General features: G+C 63.4%; 15 protein-coding genes and 4 pseudogenes. 15 read left to right on the top strand and 4 right to left on the bottom strand.

Features of this window, described 5'->3' with window-relative positions; genetic code table 11:
* The 3 genes and pseudogenes from YO9_RS18515 to YO9_RS0112470 form a co-directional block, all read left to right on the top strand.
* Positions 1 to 532 (top strand): annotated as a pseudogene (locus YO9_RS18515) (glycoside hydrolase family 76 protein); the annotation flags it as partial.
* On the top strand, positions 490 to 1,008 hold the full coding sequence (locus YO9_RS18510; RefSeq protein WP_223286519.1) for a glycoside hydrolase family 76 protein: 519 nt from the start codon (positions 490 to 492) through the stop codon (positions 1,006 to 1,008). The pseudogene YO9_RS18515 and the gene YO9_RS18510, both read left to right, overlap by 43 nt.
* Positions 1,009 to 1,088: 80 nt before the next feature.
* Positions 1,089 to 1,631 carry an NUDIX hydrolase family protein gene (locus tag YO9_RS0112470; RefSeq protein WP_016997788.1) on the top strand — a complete coding sequence of 181 codons (543 nt, stop codon included), beginning with the start codon at positions 1,089 to 1,091 and terminating at the stop codon, positions 1,629 to 1,631.
* Between the two features lie 224 nt (positions 1,632 to 1,855).
* On the opposite strand, the gene YO9_RS20140 is transcribed toward YO9_RS0112470, so the two are convergent.
* The 3 genes from YO9_RS20140 to YO9_RS18500 all read right to left on the bottom strand — a co-directional run bounded on the left by YO9_RS20140 (position 1,856) and on the right by YO9_RS18500 (position 2,919).
* Positions 1,856 to 1,981 (bottom strand): hypothetical protein, encoded by a 126-nt coding sequence (locus YO9_RS20140; RefSeq protein WP_262925689.1) that lies wholly within the window; start codon positions 1,979 to 1,981, stop codon positions 1,856 to 1,858.
* The gene (locus YO9_RS18505; protein WP_223286518.1) at positions 1,978 to 2,403 is read right to left on the bottom strand and encodes an FUSC family protein; all 426 of its coding nucleotides are present in this window, start codon (positions 2,401 to 2,403) and stop codon (positions 1,978 to 1,980) included. Before YO9_RS18505 ends, YO9_RS20140 begins: the two co-directional genes overlap by 4 nt.
* Positions 2,404 to 2,700: 297 nt before the next feature.
* A complete protein-coding gene (locus tag YO9_RS18500) occupies positions 2,701 to 2,919 on the bottom strand; it encodes a hypothetical protein (RefSeq protein ID WP_223286517.1) in 219 nt (72 codons plus the stop codon).
* A gap of 82 nt (positions 2,920 to 3,001) precedes the next feature.
* Here YO9_RS18500 and tgt point away from each other — a divergent pair.
* The 4 genes and pseudogenes from tgt to YO9_RS21940 all read left to right on the top strand — a co-directional run bounded on the left by tgt (position 3,002) and on the right by YO9_RS21940 (position 8,377).
* Positions 3,002 to 4,283: pseudogene (gene tgt, locus YO9_RS0112460) on the top strand (tRNA guanosine(34) transglycosylase Tgt).
* Between the two features lie 304 nt (positions 4,284 to 4,587).
* The gene (locus YO9_RS0112455) at positions 4,588 to 6,204 is read left to right on the top strand and encodes a biotin carboxylase (RefSeq protein WP_223286520.1); all 1,617 of its coding nucleotides are present in this window, start codon (positions 4,588 to 4,590) and stop codon (positions 6,202 to 6,204) included.
* 1 nt (position 6,205) lies between these two features.
* A complete protein-coding gene (locus YO9_RS0112450; protein WP_016997784.1) occupies positions 6,206 to 7,399 on the top strand; it encodes a serine hydrolase domain-containing protein in 1,194 nt (397 codons plus the stop codon).
* Complete coding sequence (locus tag YO9_RS21940; protein ID WP_472973950.1) at positions 7,400 to 8,377, top strand: MBL fold metallo-hydrolase; 978 nt, start codon at positions 7,400 to 7,402, stop codon at positions 8,375 to 8,377.
* Here the strand turns inward: YO9_RS21940 and YO9_RS0112440 are convergent.
* Entirely contained in the window at positions 8,319 to 9,065 is a 747-nt protein-coding gene (locus tag YO9_RS0112440; RefSeq protein ID WP_016997783.1) for a queuosine precursor transporter, read from the bottom strand. The genes YO9_RS21940 and YO9_RS0112440 overlap by 59 nt on opposite strands.
* Before the next feature lie 130 nt (positions 9,066 to 9,195).
* Between YO9_RS0112440 and YO9_RS0112435 the strand changes: the two are divergent.
* The 8 genes and pseudogenes from YO9_RS0112435 (at position 9,196) to YO9_RS0112405 (ending at position 13,713) form a co-directional block, all read left to right on the top strand.
* Positions 9,196 to 10,021 (top strand): annotated as a pseudogene (locus YO9_RS0112435) (hydroxymethylpyrimidine/phosphomethylpyrimidine kinase).
* 230 nt (positions 10,022 to 10,251) lie between these two features.
* Positions 10,252 to 10,916: pseudogene (locus YO9_RS0112430) on the top strand (TetR/AcrR family transcriptional regulator).
* 58 nt (positions 10,917 to 10,974) lie between these two features.
* On the top strand, positions 10,975 to 11,268 hold the full coding sequence (locus YO9_RS0112425; protein ID WP_016997782.1) for a type II toxin-antitoxin system VapB family antitoxin: 294 nt from the start codon (positions 10,975 to 10,977) through the stop codon (positions 11,266 to 11,268).
* Positions 11,269 to 11,418: 150 nt separating this feature from the next.
* A complete protein-coding gene (locus YO9_RS0112420; RefSeq protein ID WP_016997781.1) occupies positions 11,419 to 12,144 on the top strand; it encodes a GAF and ANTAR domain-containing protein in 726 nt (241 codons plus the stop codon).
* Positions 12,141 to 12,491, top strand: a complete 351-nt coding sequence (locus tag YO9_RS0112415) for a hypothetical protein (protein ID WP_016997780.1) — start codon at positions 12,141 to 12,143, stop codon at positions 12,489 to 12,491. The genes YO9_RS0112420 and YO9_RS0112415 overlap by 4 nt, the downstream gene beginning before the upstream one ends.
* A gap of 73 nt (positions 12,492 to 12,564) precedes the next feature.
* Positions 12,565 to 13,065, top strand: coding sequence for a GAF domain-containing protein (locus tag YO9_RS0112410; RefSeq protein WP_223286516.1), 501 nt, complete (start codon positions 12,565 to 12,567; stop codon positions 13,063 to 13,065).
* A gap of 44 nt (positions 13,066 to 13,109) precedes the next feature.
* A complete protein-coding gene (locus tag YO9_RS18495) occupies positions 13,110 to 13,298 on the top strand; it encodes an ANTAR domain-containing protein (RefSeq protein WP_223286515.1) in 189 nt (62 codons plus the stop codon).
* Between the two features lie 118 nt (positions 13,299 to 13,416).
* Positions 13,417 to 13,713 carry a hypothetical protein gene (locus YO9_RS0112405; protein ID WP_016997779.1) on the top strand — a complete coding sequence of 99 codons (297 nt, stop codon included), beginning with the start codon at positions 13,417 to 13,419 and terminating at the stop codon, positions 13,711 to 13,713.

The following is a 13,713-nucleotide window of genomic DNA, read 5'->3' as shown; positions in this document are numbered from 1 at the left end:
CGCGCTCGTCGACGCCGCCGCCCGCGAGCGCCGAGCCGGTCACGACGACGACGCCGCACGCCTCCGCTCCCGCGCCCACCGCCTGCTCCGTGGCATGGCCATCCGCAGCGGTGGCCGAGTCACCAACAACCTGTTCTTCGATGACATGGCCTGGCTCGCCCTGGCCTTGGGACGACTGCGCGATGAAGACCTCGAGGCCACCGGCACGTGCGGCAAAGACGTTCTCAGCGCGGGCAGCTCGCTCATGAACCGCCTCGAATCCGGCTGTGACTCCAACCTGGGCGGCGGCACGTGGTGGAACACCACCCGTGACTACAAGAACACCGCCGCCACGGCTCCCACGGCACTCGCTCTGCTGCGCACCCACCGCGTGGCCGAAGCCCGCGACCAGTTGAACTGGTTGTTCGACACCCTGTGGGATGAGGAGCGCGGGGCCTTCTTGGACGGCATCCGCCTGGTTGCCGCCGGTTCCGGCACGGAAACACCTCCGTGGATCGCGCGCTCTACAGCTACAACTCCGGCCCGGTACTAGGCGCGGTCCTGGAACTGGCCGAACTCACCCAGGAGCCGGACGAGCGTCAACTGTGGCTGGATCGCGCTGCGGCCATCGTCCACGGCGCCGCCAAGCAGTTCACCGTGGACGGCCCCCACGGAAAACCGGTCCTGCGCACCCACGGCGGAGGGGACGGCGGGCTGTTCACGGGGATCCTTGCGCGTTATCTGGGCCAGGCGGCGTCGTCGGAATTGCTGGATCCGGACGCGCGAGCCGTAGCCCGCGACCTGGTCGAAGAGTCCGCCCGGGCGCTGTGGGACGGTCGGCGCGAATTCGACCCGACCGAGGATTTCTCCAAGCCCGGGGCCCAGCGCGAGGAGGGCGAGACCGTGACCGTGTTCTCCCCCGAACCGGCACGTCACTCGAACGAGGCGCAACGCGTGGGAGCCCCAGTGGAACTCGGCACGCAGGTGCAGGCGTGGACCGTTCTGGAGGCCGCCGCGCGGCTCGCGTGAGGTTCGGCTGTGCGCTGAACCACCCCGCCAATCCGGCGCTCGGCATAGCCCAAAAGGGTGCGCTGCGGTAGAAACACTGTATGAGTTCTGTACGCACTCCGGACCCCAATCCAGGCTGGCTCAGCGAGGACGACCTCAATCACGCGCGGTCGCTGCTGCCCATCGTGTACATCCAGGCCATTCCCGTGCGCTTGGACCCCCTCGGCTGCATTTCCGAAATCGGTCTGCTGCTGCAGGGGACATCCGAAGGCCACATGGTGCGCACGTTCGTCTCCGGGCGCGTGATGTACCGCGAAACGGTGCGCGCGGCGCTGTTGCGGCACCTCGAGAAGGATCTGGGCTCGCTCGCGTTCCCGCAGATGCCCTCCTCCACGGTCCCGTTCGCGGTCTCCGAGTTCTTCCCGTCCCCGTCCGAAACCGGCCTGACCGATGACCGTCAGCATGCCGTGGCCCTGAGCTACATCATCCCCGTGCGTGGCGAATGCGAACCTCGTCAGGACGCTCTGCAGTTGTCGTGGATGACCCCGGACGAGGCGCTGTCCCCGGACGTTCAGGCCGAGTTCGAAGGCGGCCGCGGGGATCTGATCCGCCAGGCCATCGCGCACGCCGGTTGGGGTCGCTGAGCCTCACCGCCAATCCTCACGACCGACGACGACGCCGCTCGGTCGCGTTGACGCGCGTTTTCTCGTCCGAAAGCACTCGCCCGCGGACATCTGAGGTCGAGGAACGCAGCTGAACATCTAGGGCAGAGGAACGCGCCTGGAACCCGGAGTTTTCTGCGAACCTGTGCCAAAAATGTCACCGAGGAGCGGCGTCGAACCCGGCTAATACCAGGACCGCACGAATGTCAGTCTCGCGGCTCGTCGCCGTTGGCCGCCTGGCGGATCAGAGGAACGGCGCGGGTGTCGGCCTCTCGTTCCGACCGGGAGCGGAAGATGTACACGACCGCCAGTCCGCACAGGGCACCGATCACGGTTTCCACGGCGCGAGCTGGAGCAGGGAGAGCGCTTCCACGGGGTGGGCCAGCTGCGTCATGAGCAGAGCGAGCGGGGTGATGAACAACAACGCGATCGAATAGTTGCGGCCGATGAACAGCTCCGCCAGGAACTGCAGCAGGATCACGAACACCACGATGTGCCACGTCTCCAACTGCAGTGACAGCAGGAATGCAGTGACACCCACGCCGCCCAGCGTGCCCACCATGCGGTGCACGCCGCGCTGGAGCCGAGCACTCAGGTCCGGGGCAGCAATCGGCGCGGCCGCCGCGACCATGGCCCAGTAGCTGTGGGACATTCCGCTCAACAAGCCCAATGCGCCCGCAATCGAGGTGGCCAGGAAGAACCGCCCGGCGTGCGACCACAGCTGACCGGTGGTGAGTCCGTGATGGGCGGGCACGGAGCGATGGGCCCATGGACGCCTTCGCCCACCCATTTTCCCGCCAGTCCAAGCACTACCGAGAGCCCCGCGGACAGGGCGGCGATCAGACCTGCGAGCCACAAGGGTGCGGCGTCGGGAAGTGAGCCGATGGCGCCCACGGCGAAGATGAAGAACAGCGAACCCGCCGGCTTGAGATTGAGATAGCCGCCACGAGTGCACCCAAACCGGCCACCACGGCGGTGACCCCCAGCGTCACCACCTGCGCCGCGCCCAGGTTGGACAGCGACGCACCCAGCAGAATGCACACCAGCAGAATCAGCCCAGCTTGTGACTGGTGTTTGAACGATCCCGGATCGGCTCGTTCCGCGCGTAGATGGAGGTGAAGGCGCCAAAGGCCGCGTAGATCGCCAGATCTGTCCGGTCCAGAGCCAGCAGAATCAGCAGCGGTATGGCCACGGAGAGCGCAATGCGCGCCGCCGGAATGTGGTCCCGCTGGGATGGCGGGAGGGCGAAGAACTGGGCAACCGTGCTCACCTGGGTGCGGCCTACCTTTCTGTCAGGATCGTTGAACCGGGCCCATTCTCTCGCAGCTCGCCGGAACCGGCACAATGGTGTGGTGCCTACGCCCAGTACCGAAACGCCCGCCGCCCCGTTCAGCTTCGAGATCGAGACCCGACTGAGGGACAGCTCCTCCCCCTCGGAGCAACAGATCCAAGCCAACGGGGGCCAATTCCAGGGCCGCACCGGTGTTGTCCACACCCCGCACGGCGACATCCAAACGCCCGCGTTCATCCCCGTGGCCACCCAGCAGTGGTGAAGGCCGTGCTCCCCGAGTCCATGGCGGACGAGGGCGCTCAGGCCATGCTGGCCAACGCTTATCACCTGTTCCTGCAGCCCGGCGACGACATTTTGGACGCCGCCGGCGGTCTGGGAAAGTTCATGAACTGGCCCGGCCCCACCTTCACCGACTCGGGCGGCTTCCAGGTCATGTCCCAGGGCTCGGGCCTGGGCAAGGTCATCGACATGTCCACGGTCGAGGAACCGCTCGGCGACGACGACGTCGCCAAGGGCCAGGAACGCATGGCCAACGTTGACGACGACGGCGTGTGGTTCCGTTCCTACATCAACGGTGACCTTCACCGGTTCACACCCGAGATCTCCATGCAGATCCAGCACAATCTGGGTGCGGACATCATGTTCGCCTTCGACGAGCTCACCACCCTGCACAACTCCCGTGGCTACCAGGAGGAGGCGCTGGAGCGGACGCGACTGTGGGCTCTGCGGTGCATCGCGGAACACCAACGCCTGACCGAAGATCGCTCCCACAAGCCGTATCAAGCCCTGTTCGGAGTCATTCAAGGGGCCCAGTACGAGGACCTGCGGCGCAAGGCATGCCGGGACCTGTCGACCATGGGATTCGACGGATTCGGCATCGGAGGCGCCTGGAAAAACAGCAGTTGGGAACAATTGTTCGCTGGTGCACCGAAGAGTTACCGGAAAGTACGCCGAAACATCTTCTGGGCATATCGGAGCCCGATGATATCTTTACGGCAATCGACAATGGCGTGGACACCTTCGATTGTGTTTCACCCACCAGGGTGGCGCGATCGTCGGCCGTCTACTCCCCGACCGGACGATTTAACCTGACCAACGCCCGTTTTGCCCGGGATTTCACACCGATCTCCGACACCTGCCCGTGCTACACGTGCACCCACTACACCCGGGCGTATTTGCGGCATCTGTTCAAGGCCAAGGAACGCAACGCCGCGACCCTGGCTTCCATCCACAACGAACGGTTCATCCTGGACATCGTGTCCGGAGCACGCGACGCGATAAACAACGGAAACTATTTCGAATACCGAGATAAAACTCTCAGGAATTACTACCAAATGCAATGATCACCTTACTTCCTCTTGCACTTTCTCAGGCCTGCCGTCTGAAATCTTTCTACTCAAACCGCGGGACACGCCGTGCTGTGTTGTGCACCACAATCGAAGGCCTGTATAAACGGGACTTACAGCGATCCAGAGGGGTGGTCAGCATGACCGAGAGCAAGGACCAAAACGGCAAGGAATCGACTTCCACGCCCACGCCCGCGCAAGACGCCGCAGAATCCGGTGTGAGTGACACTCTTGCCGGCACTCGAGCCAGCGAACCGGTCAACGATGATTTCGTTTCGCCCCCCACCGGCGCAATCGCTTGGTGGACCACCGCGAGGCCGAAGAAAACGAACCGCCGGCCAAGGGCATCGTGCCCGGTCGCCCCGAATCAGTGGATGAATCCAACGAGGTCACCGCCGGCGGTTACGGCGTGGGTGTTGACGCAAAATATGTTCCTTCCAGCATGGCCGGACCCACTCGACGCGTTCTGCGCAATATTTCCGAAGTGCGCCACTTCTTCCGCGTGAATGACACACCCGTCTTCTTCGTGGGTGCCACCCCGTTCAATCTCTTGGGCCTGGACCGCTGGGTACGTAACCTCTCCTACATCTCGTTCTACGACGGCTGGGACGGCGCACACCCGCGCATTTTCACCCCCAAGAACAAGCCCGCTCGCGAATTCGAATCCGGTGAGGACATCAACAACTGGTTGCTGCGTCACCACGAGGTCCGGGCTCTCATCGATTCCCGCACGCCCCGCGGCACCCGCCCCAAGATCGCCCTGGTCTTCTTCAACGAGGAGACGGAGGAGATCTGCGAGGAGCTCGGTTACGATCTGATCCTTCCCAAGGCAGAGCTGCGCGAGATGCTGGACTCCAAGCTCATCACCACCCGCCTCGGCAACGAGGTAGGTGTGCCCTCGGTTCCGAACATTCTCACCACGGTGGACTCCTGGGACGAGCTCAAGAAAGAAACCACCGAGAACAAGCTGGGTACGGACCTGGTGGTGCAGACCGCCTACGGTGACTCGGGCAAGACCACGTTCTTCATCAAGTCCGAAGAGGACTGGGATCAGTACAAGGACGAGATCGTTGGCCAAGAGGTCAAGGTCATGAAGCGCATCAACAACTTCCCCGTGGCGGTGGAAGCGGTGCAGACCGATGCCGGCACCATTGTGGGACCGTTTATGACGGAGCTGACCGGCTACCCCGAGCTAACCCCTTACCGGGGTGGCTGGTGCGGCAATGAGACCTTCCCTGACGTGCTCGATGACGAGACGCGTGCCATCGCCTCGGACATGGTCCGCAGGCTGGGCGACCGCTTGGGTGAGGAAGGTTACAAGGGCTTCTTCGAGGTGGACGTACTCATCGACCTGGACACCAAGGACGTGTACCTGGGCGAGCTGAACCCGCGTATTTCCGGGGCAACATCCATCACCCAGGTAACCGCCGGCGCCTACGCTGACGTTCCGCTGTTCCTGTTCCACCTGCTGCAATACATGGACGTGGAGCTGCAGCTGGACGTGGACGAGATCAACGAACGCTGGGCCGAGCTGGCCGCCGTGGACGTGTGGAGCCAGGCCGTGGTCAAGGAAATCTCTCCGGGCGTTGCTCGGATCGACAAGGCACCGCGCACGGGCCAGTACTTTGTCGACGCTGATGGAGGCCTCGTTTACCGTCGCCCGGCGCTAGACTGGCACCAGCTTCAGAACTCGTCGGAAGTCTTTTTTATGCGGATCTACGGTCCCGGCGAGTTTCGTTGGAAGGGCGCAGATCTGGGCATCATTGTTTCGATCGGTCGATTGCAGCGTGACACCGGCAATGGCACCGCGCTGAGCATTCGAGCCAAGCACTTGATCGAGTCCTTCCGTGACATGTACACCGTGACTCCCCTGGTGCGTCCTGCAGGGGCCAAGGGATCTGCAGGTTTGAAGGCCTAGGTTGCTCAGCGAGACCAGCGGTTCCCCGGGTATGGGAGTCACTCTCAACAACTGGCAGACCCCCGAGCAGCTCGCGTGGTCCTTCCAGCACATTGCGGACATCCTGCCGACCGCGGCCATTTCACGCGCCGCGGCACCGGCAGCACCGTTTGAGAGTGCTCCCGCACCCGTGGAAGACCTTCCCCTTGTCACGGTCGACGGCCGGTTCCTCACCGTGGGCGAAGTCATGGACTGGACCTACACGGACGGCTGGTTGGTCGAACACGACGGCAAGATTCTTGCCGAGCACTACCCCAGCGGCATGGCTCCGGACACCAAGCATCTGCTGATGTCCGTGAGTAAGTCCTTGGTCTCGCTGGTTGCGGGATCGCTGTGGGGTTCCGGGCTTCTGCACCTTGACGCACCCGTGACCGCCTATGTGCCGCAGTTGGCATATTCGGGTTACGCCGGTGCCACCGTGCGAAACCTCTTGGACATGCGCACCGGCGTGCGCTTCTCCGAGGAGTACACGGACCCGGATGCAGAGGTCCGCCAACTCGAGGAAGCCATCGGGTGGAAGCCCTGGACCCACCCCGGCCCGCGCAGCATGTACGAGTTCCTGCTGGGCTTGAAAAAGGTCCGCGAGCACGGCGGCGTGTTCGAGTACCGCTCTGCAGAAACCGATGTACTCGGTTGGGTGTGTGAAGCCGCTGGCGGTGCGCGCATGCAGCAGTTGATGTCCCGTTTGCTGTGGAGCCGCATCGGAGCGGAAGAAGACGCCAACATCGGCGTGGACAGCACCGGCACGGGCATGTTCGACGGCGGCATCTCCGCTTCGCTGCGCGACATCGCCCGCGTGGGCCGCGTGGTCCTGGGTGACGGTGTTTCGATGACCGGCGCCCGGGTCACTCCCGCAGAGTGGATCTACGACACCATGGCCGGTGGCCCGGATTCACGCCAGGTCTTCGCGGATTCCCCCACGGACACCCGCATGCCAGGAGGCATGTACCGCAACCAGTTCTGGATCCCGCGCGAAGGATCGGACGTGATCCTGGCCCTCGGTATCCACGGTCAGATGATCTACATCAACCGACCAGCCCGTGTGGTGGCCACCAAGCTCTCCAGCTGGCCGGTACCGCAGGACGCGTGGATGCTGCTGACCACCCTCACCGCCTTCGACACCATTGCCGCGGCCGTGCAGGAGAACCGGCTCTAAATGGACTCGGAGCATGCCCACGCGCACCCCGGCGAGCTACGCCGGGTCAGCGCGTGCGCGGGCGTGATTCTGGCACCCAACCCTGGCCCCATGACCCTGGATGGAACCAACACGTGGATCCTGTCCGGTCCTGGCTCTGACCCCGAGCACCCCAATTACGGCAGTCACCCCTCCGCGCAGGGCCGCGGATCGTGGCCCGGTAGCGATGTCGTGGTCGTGGATCCCGGGCCGGAGGACCTGGGACATCTGCAAGCTATCGCTGATGTCGGGAACGTGGTCCTGATTCTGGTCACCCACCGGCACGGCGACCACACTGATGGCATCGACCGGCTGCATGAGATGACGGGCGCTCCCGTGCGCGCTGTGCTTCCGGAGCACTGTCGGGACGGTGAGCCCCTGAGCGACGGCGACACCATCGTGGCTGCGGGCATGCGGATCCAGGTCATCGCGACTCCGGGCCACACCTCGGACTCCGTGTGCTTCAGGCTCCCGCACGACGAGCCGGAAACCATCATCACCGGTGACACAGTCCTGGGCCGCGGCTCCACAATGATCGATCACCCGGACGGCTCCCTGGGCGATTACTTGCGCTCACTCACTGTGTTGGCACGGCATTCGGGAGCCATGGTGTTGCCCGCTCACGCGGGGCCGCTGCACGACATCCAGGAAGTCTGCGACGAGCTCACCGAGCACCGCCTGGAACGTCTGGACCAGGTCCGTTCAGTGCTCAATGAGCTGGGCCGCGGCGCGAGCTCGAGGCCATCACGGACGCCGTCTACGCGGACGTCCCCGAGGGCGTGCGCCGCGCCGCCGAGCATTCGATCGCGGCGCAGCTCGCCTACCTGGGCTACTGACGGCCGCTCGCCCCGGGAAGGGCGCAACGGCCAGCCAACAGGGCCACAGGGCCAGCACTGCCCGGCTACGCCCGGGTGTCGACGCCGCTCTGCACCGGCCCGTAGCTCGGCTCGCGGCGCTTGATCCACCCGATCACCGCGTAGGTCAGCGGCATGATGATCACCTCGACCAGGCACTTGTACACGTATCCCACGATCACGTAGTTGAAGAACCCGGCCCATGAATCGATACCGATGATCGGCGCCGCGATCGAGCAGAAGATGATGGTGTCCACCAGCTCGCCCACCATGGTGGAACCGATCAGGCGGGCCCACAGGTGCTTCTCCTGGGTCTTGGCCTTCACCTTGACCATCACGTAGGCGTTGAGCAGCTGCCCCACCAGGTAACCGAGCAGCGAACCGGCCACGATCAGCGGGACCGGGCCCAACACCGATTCGAAGGCGCTCTGGTTCTCGTAGAACTCCGCCGGCGGCAGGATGATCACGATCCAGAACACCGCTGAGGAGAATGCACCGAATACGAAGGACGTGATGATGGCCTTGCGCGCGGCCCTGAAGCCGTAGACCTCGGACACCACGTCACCCAGGACATAGGCCAGGGGGAACAGGAAGAACCCGCCATCGGTAATGATGGGCCCGAACTCCACGCCCTTGGTCGCACCGATGTTGGAGAGCACCAGAATCACGCAGTACGCGGCCAGAATCAGGTCGAAGTAGGTACGGGGGCGGCGCGCGAAGGCGGGGGCAGCGGCGTCGGGCGCGGCCGCGGTTGAAGAAACATCACGGGTGACCGGGGTGGCGGAATTGGGCACGACAAACTCTCCACGGAATCAAGGGAACTGGTGCGACGTCGCCTGCCACCCGGCGTCGTGGATCAGTGTAATGGTTACGGCTGTTGCGTTGAATTCGCGAGCACGGGGATTGCAGGAGCACAATATCCCCATGACTGAACTTTCCCGCCCGCAGCCTCCCGTTGCCATGACGATCGCCGGTTCCGAAGTCACCGGCGGGGCCGGCGCGCTTGCGGATATCAAGACCTTCACCTCGCTGGGAGTTTTCGGCTCCCTGGCGCTGACCTGCATTGTGGCGTTCGACCCGGAGAACGACTGGGCCCATCGCGTCACCCCCGTGGACCAGGAGACGCTGGCCAATCAGCTGCAGACCATTTCTGCGGCCTACGACCTGGATGCCGTGAAGATCGGCATGCTCGGCTCCCCAGACACGATCCACACCGTGGCCAAGGCCATGGCCGAGCTCAAACCGCGTCACCTGGTGCTGGATCCCGTGCTGATCTGCAAGGGTCAGGAACCCGGCGCGGCCCTGGACACCGACCAAGCTCTCAAGGCCGAGGTGCTGCCGCTGGCCACGTTCGTGACGCCCAACCACTTCGAGTCGTTGTCCCTGTCCGGAATGGACGCGATCGACAACGTGGAGGATCTCAAGGAAGCCGCCAAGCGCATCCACGATTCCTCCGGAGCCACCGTGCTGGCCAAGGGCGGCGTGCGGTTGTCCGGCCCGGACGCCGTGGACGTCTTCTACGACGGCTCCGAGCTCGAGGTGCTCAGCGAACCCAAGGTGGGCGAGGTTCCGGTCTCGGGCGCCGGGTGCTCATTGGCCGCCGCCGTGGCCGCAGAACTGGCCAAGGGTGCGTCCGAGATCGACGCCGCACGCACGGCCAAGGCCTTCATCTCGGCCGGTATTCGGCACCGTCTCGATTCGCACCTGCTTCGAGTCACTGTGGCAGGGCGGTCTCGCCGCCGAATCCTGATTCGCACGTACGACGACGCCGCCGCGCGCGCCGGCTTCCCCCACGCTGGGAACGGTGCGCGCGGCGTCGTTATATCCGGTGCATGAGCGGGACGTTTCCTGAAAGGTCTCGGTGAGATCGCTGCGCCTGGATTACAACCGGCGCGGGGTGCCGTTGAATGTAATGACAGACCGTCACCCGCCACGTCAGGGCTTCCCCAGTTTACTGACAGAATCAGATAAGGTGTCATCATGCCCCGCATTTCAGCCTCCAGCAACGCAGCCCAGCGAGAGCGCACTCAGCGCGCCATTCTCACCGCGTTCGGAGAGCTTCTCTACACCCAGGGGCTCACTGACCTGACCATGACTCAGGTAGCCAAGACCGCAGGGGTGGGTCGCACCGCCGTCTACAACTACTTCGCGGATATGGGCGAACTGCTGGTCGCCTACGCGCTGGACGAGACCGAGCGGTTTGTCACTGACCTGGAACAGGATCTGACGGAGACCGACAACCCCATCGATCAGCTGGGCATCTACGTACGCGCACAGCTCGAGGACATGAGCCGTCGCCATCTGCCTCCCGGCGAGGCCATGAAGACTGTGCTCGCCCCCGAGGACTTCGCCAAGCTCGGCGCCCACGTGGCAAGCTGCAGAGTGTCCTGGTGGACATCCTGGAACGCGCCATGACCGAGGGCTATCTGCCCCGTACTGACTCCGCCCAGCTCACCCAGTTGGTGCACGGCTCCCTTGCCTCCACCGCGGACCGCAGCCACGGGGCCGAGAGCGAGCGAGCCCAGAAGGAGCGGACCGACGCGACCGTCCTCTTCATCCAGCGCGGCCTGGGCGCTCAGTTCGACCAGAATTTCCGCCCCATTCAGCTGCCTTTGACGCGACCGGCGTTGAGTGTGGTTTCGTAAGAAGTCCCCGCAAGAAACCGCACCCGATCGCAGGAGCACAACACATTAGGCTGGACTTATGATCTTCAAGGCCGTGGGCGATTCACGCCCCTACCCCGAACACGGCCTGGTCACACCCTCCGACTGGTCCAAGATCCCACCGAAACAGGTCCGACTTGCGGACCTGGTGACCACGCAATCGATGTTGGACCTGTCGAAACTACTGGATGCGGACTCCACGTTCTTCGGCGACCTGTTTCCGCACGTTGTCTCCTGGAACGGCACGCTGTACCTCGAGGACGGCGTCCACCGCGCACTCCGCACCGCATTGCATCACCGCTCGGTGATTCACGCGCGGGTCCTTGAACTTTAAGAATCATCTGTCGCCTTTCCGGGCGAAACCGCATTTCGCGCGTACAGTGGTTCACAAGCTGATTTTCTGACTACGACCGGAAATTCGGATGTCACTTTGGGGCAGTTGCCATCCCTTCTTGACCGGCCACCCCAAAGAACGGCGCACATCATGTCTTCAGATTCCACTCCCGTAGAACTCAGCAGGGTCTTCGCACATCTGTCCGGGATGATCCTCAATGAGCAGGACGCCACCTCTGCCGCGAGCAAGCTCGCTTGGGCCGCACACCAGACTGTCCCCTCCGCAACCGGCGCGGGCTTCTCCATCCTTGATGACTCCGGCAAACGACTGTCGAGCGCGTCTACGGATCCCACCGTCGAGGCTGTCGACGCCCTGCAGTACGAACTGGGGCAAGGACCTTGCTTGAGCGCGTGGGCCACCGGCGACCCGCAGCGCGTGGACGACACCACCTCCGAAACTCGCTGGCCGGAATGGATCGAAGCCGTTGCGTCCATGGGGGTCAGGTCCATCCTGAGTTCGCCCATGATCTACCGAGGGTGTCACGTAGGCGCATTGAAGGTCTACGCAGCAGAACCCAATGCGTTCGGTGAGACCGAGGTGCACCTCCTCGGCCTTTTGGCTGACGCCGCGGCGACCCTCCTAGGCACAGCACCGAGCATCGACTCTCCCGTGCGGCTGAGCAAGGCCTTAACCGAAGCACTCACCACGCGAGATACCATCGGCCTGGCCGCTGGTGTACTCATGGCTCAGGAGCACTTGAGCCGAGACGTGGCACGCATCCGCTTGCTGGAACGGGCGCGAACCAGCAACCGTCGCGTGATTGACGTGGCCTCCGAAATCTTGACTGATTGGGAGAAGCAGGGCGAAACATCGTGAAGTCTCATGAGTCCGACGACGCCTCGGTCGGCTACGAACAGGCACGACAGTTATTGGCGACCATGCGAGCAGCCAATATCGACCAAGGTCGCTTGTGGCTGTATTTCTTCAGCATTGGTGGCAGCATCAGCGAGTTCGAGATGGACGCATTTCTCCACCATTCCCTAGTACTGCCGCGCCTGCAGCGCGACCTTCTCGCCCAGGCAGCCAACGAACTCCTCGCTGAACAAGCTCCCCCTCGAGCACCGTACGCGGCCGATATCCTGCGCCGTAAAAACTCGCCGGTTGACGAGCCGGAACCCGACGAAGATGAAGACCCTGAGGGCAAGGAAGCGGTCGAGGACTAGACTGAGTTCATAATGTCCGTACCCGGATTGATCCGTCCGAGGAGTTCGGAACCGACCTGCAAAGGAGCAGGCCATGACCAACCGCGAGGCAGATGACCTTTCCCACCTCCAGATTCAGCAACTCCTGCTGGACAGTGAGAACATCTCCGAGTTTCTCAACCTGTTCACCCTCAATCTGGCCCGGAGCATCTCGACCGGGGAAGACGAGGTGTATTGCTCAGTAACCCTCTTGCGCCCCAAGCGCACGACCCCCATGGCTTCATCCAACGTACTTCTGGAACGCTTGGACGAACTCCAGTTCCATCACGGTGACGGGCCTTGCCTGACCGCAGCTCGGGAGAATGTGGTGGTGTACGTCCCCGACACTCGTACGGACACGCGGTGGCCGGAGTACGGGAAGGCCGCTGCCGAGATGGGGATCTACTCGATCTTGGGCGTCCCCATGGAGCTGGAGAGTGGAGCGGCGGCCGGATTGGACGTCTACGCCACTCGCCCTCGCGCGTTCGATACTGAGGCAGTGAGATTGATCCAGCAAGAAGTCTCTGCAGTCCCAGCGCTCTCCGCCTCGCTCTGAGACTGGAAAGCCAGCGCGACGTCGAGAAGGATCTGACGGCCGCCATGAACTCCCGCACCGTCATCAACCTGGCCGTGGGAATCGTCATGGGGCAGAACCGCTGCTCCCAGGGTGAGGCCGTGGACATTCTCACGGCGGCGTCCAACCACCGCAATATCAAGCTCCGGGATCTGGCCGCCGAGCTCGTGGCCAAGATGGGTGACGGCCCCGGCCGGACACACTTCGAACGTTAATAGTTTGTGTCCAAATCACGATTTATCAGGGAAAACGTTCCATACGCGCCAGTAGTGCCCTAAGCTCGAATGTAGGTCAAGCAGCGGCCACCCCCAACTATGGAGGAAGGCTGCCCGAATGGACCATAAAATCTCCGTGACCGTTCAGATCGACATGGACGGAAAAAATATCCGGATCATCACCGCAGGGTGCCTGACCAGGTTCAGCCAGTCAGCACTCTTGCCCCTCATTCGCCGAGCTCGCAAGCTCACGCCCGGCGCCCGCGTCACCCTGGACGCAACCCCCGCACGCCATGTTGAGGCCCTTGGCTTGGACTTGTTGCGTGACGCGATAGATGACGAAGTCTCACATGGCAACGGACCGCCAGTTCAATTCGTGGTTCCCGCTCATCTCCCGGGACTGCTGCACGGTTAG

The sequence above is a fragment of the Kocuria atrinae C3-8 genome (genome assembly GCF_000286355.1).
In the GTDB taxonomy this organism is placed as follows: Bacteria; Actinomycetota; Actinomycetes; order Actinomycetales; family Micrococcaceae; genus Kocuria; species Kocuria atrinae_A.
The sequence above is the reverse complement of the archived record's forward strand: the minus strand, read 5'-3'. Positions and strand labels throughout refer to the sequence as shown.

Excerpts from the sequence above, each read along its gene's own strand:
- YO9_RS0112470 (WP_016997788.1), top strand. The coding sequence starts at position 1,089 with ATGAGTTCTGTACGCACTCCGGACCCCAATCCAGGCTGGCTCAGCGAG.
- YO9_RS21940 (WP_472973950.1), top strand. The coding sequence starts at position 7,400 with ATGGACTCGGAGCATGCCCACGCGCACCCCGGCGAGCTACGCCGGGTC.
- YO9_RS0112425 (WP_016997782.1), top strand. The coding sequence starts at position 10,975 with ATGATCTTCAAGGCCGTGGGCGATTCACGCCCCTACCCCGAACACGGC.
- YO9_RS0112420 (WP_016997781.1), top strand. The coding sequence starts at position 11,419 with ATGTCTTCAGATTCCACTCCCGTAGAACTCAGCAGGGTCTTCGCACAT.
- YO9_RS0112410 (WP_223286516.1), top strand. The coding sequence starts at position 12,565 with ATGACCAACCGCGAGGCAGATGACCTTTCCCACCTCCAGATTCAGCAA.
- YO9_RS18495 (WP_223286515.1), top strand. The coding sequence starts at position 13,110 with ATGAACTCCCGCACCGTCATCAACCTGGCCGTGGGAATCGTCATGGGG.
- YO9_RS0112405 (WP_016997779.1), top strand. The coding sequence starts at position 13,417 with ATGGACCATAAAATCTCCGTGACCGTTCAGATCGACATGGACGGAAAA.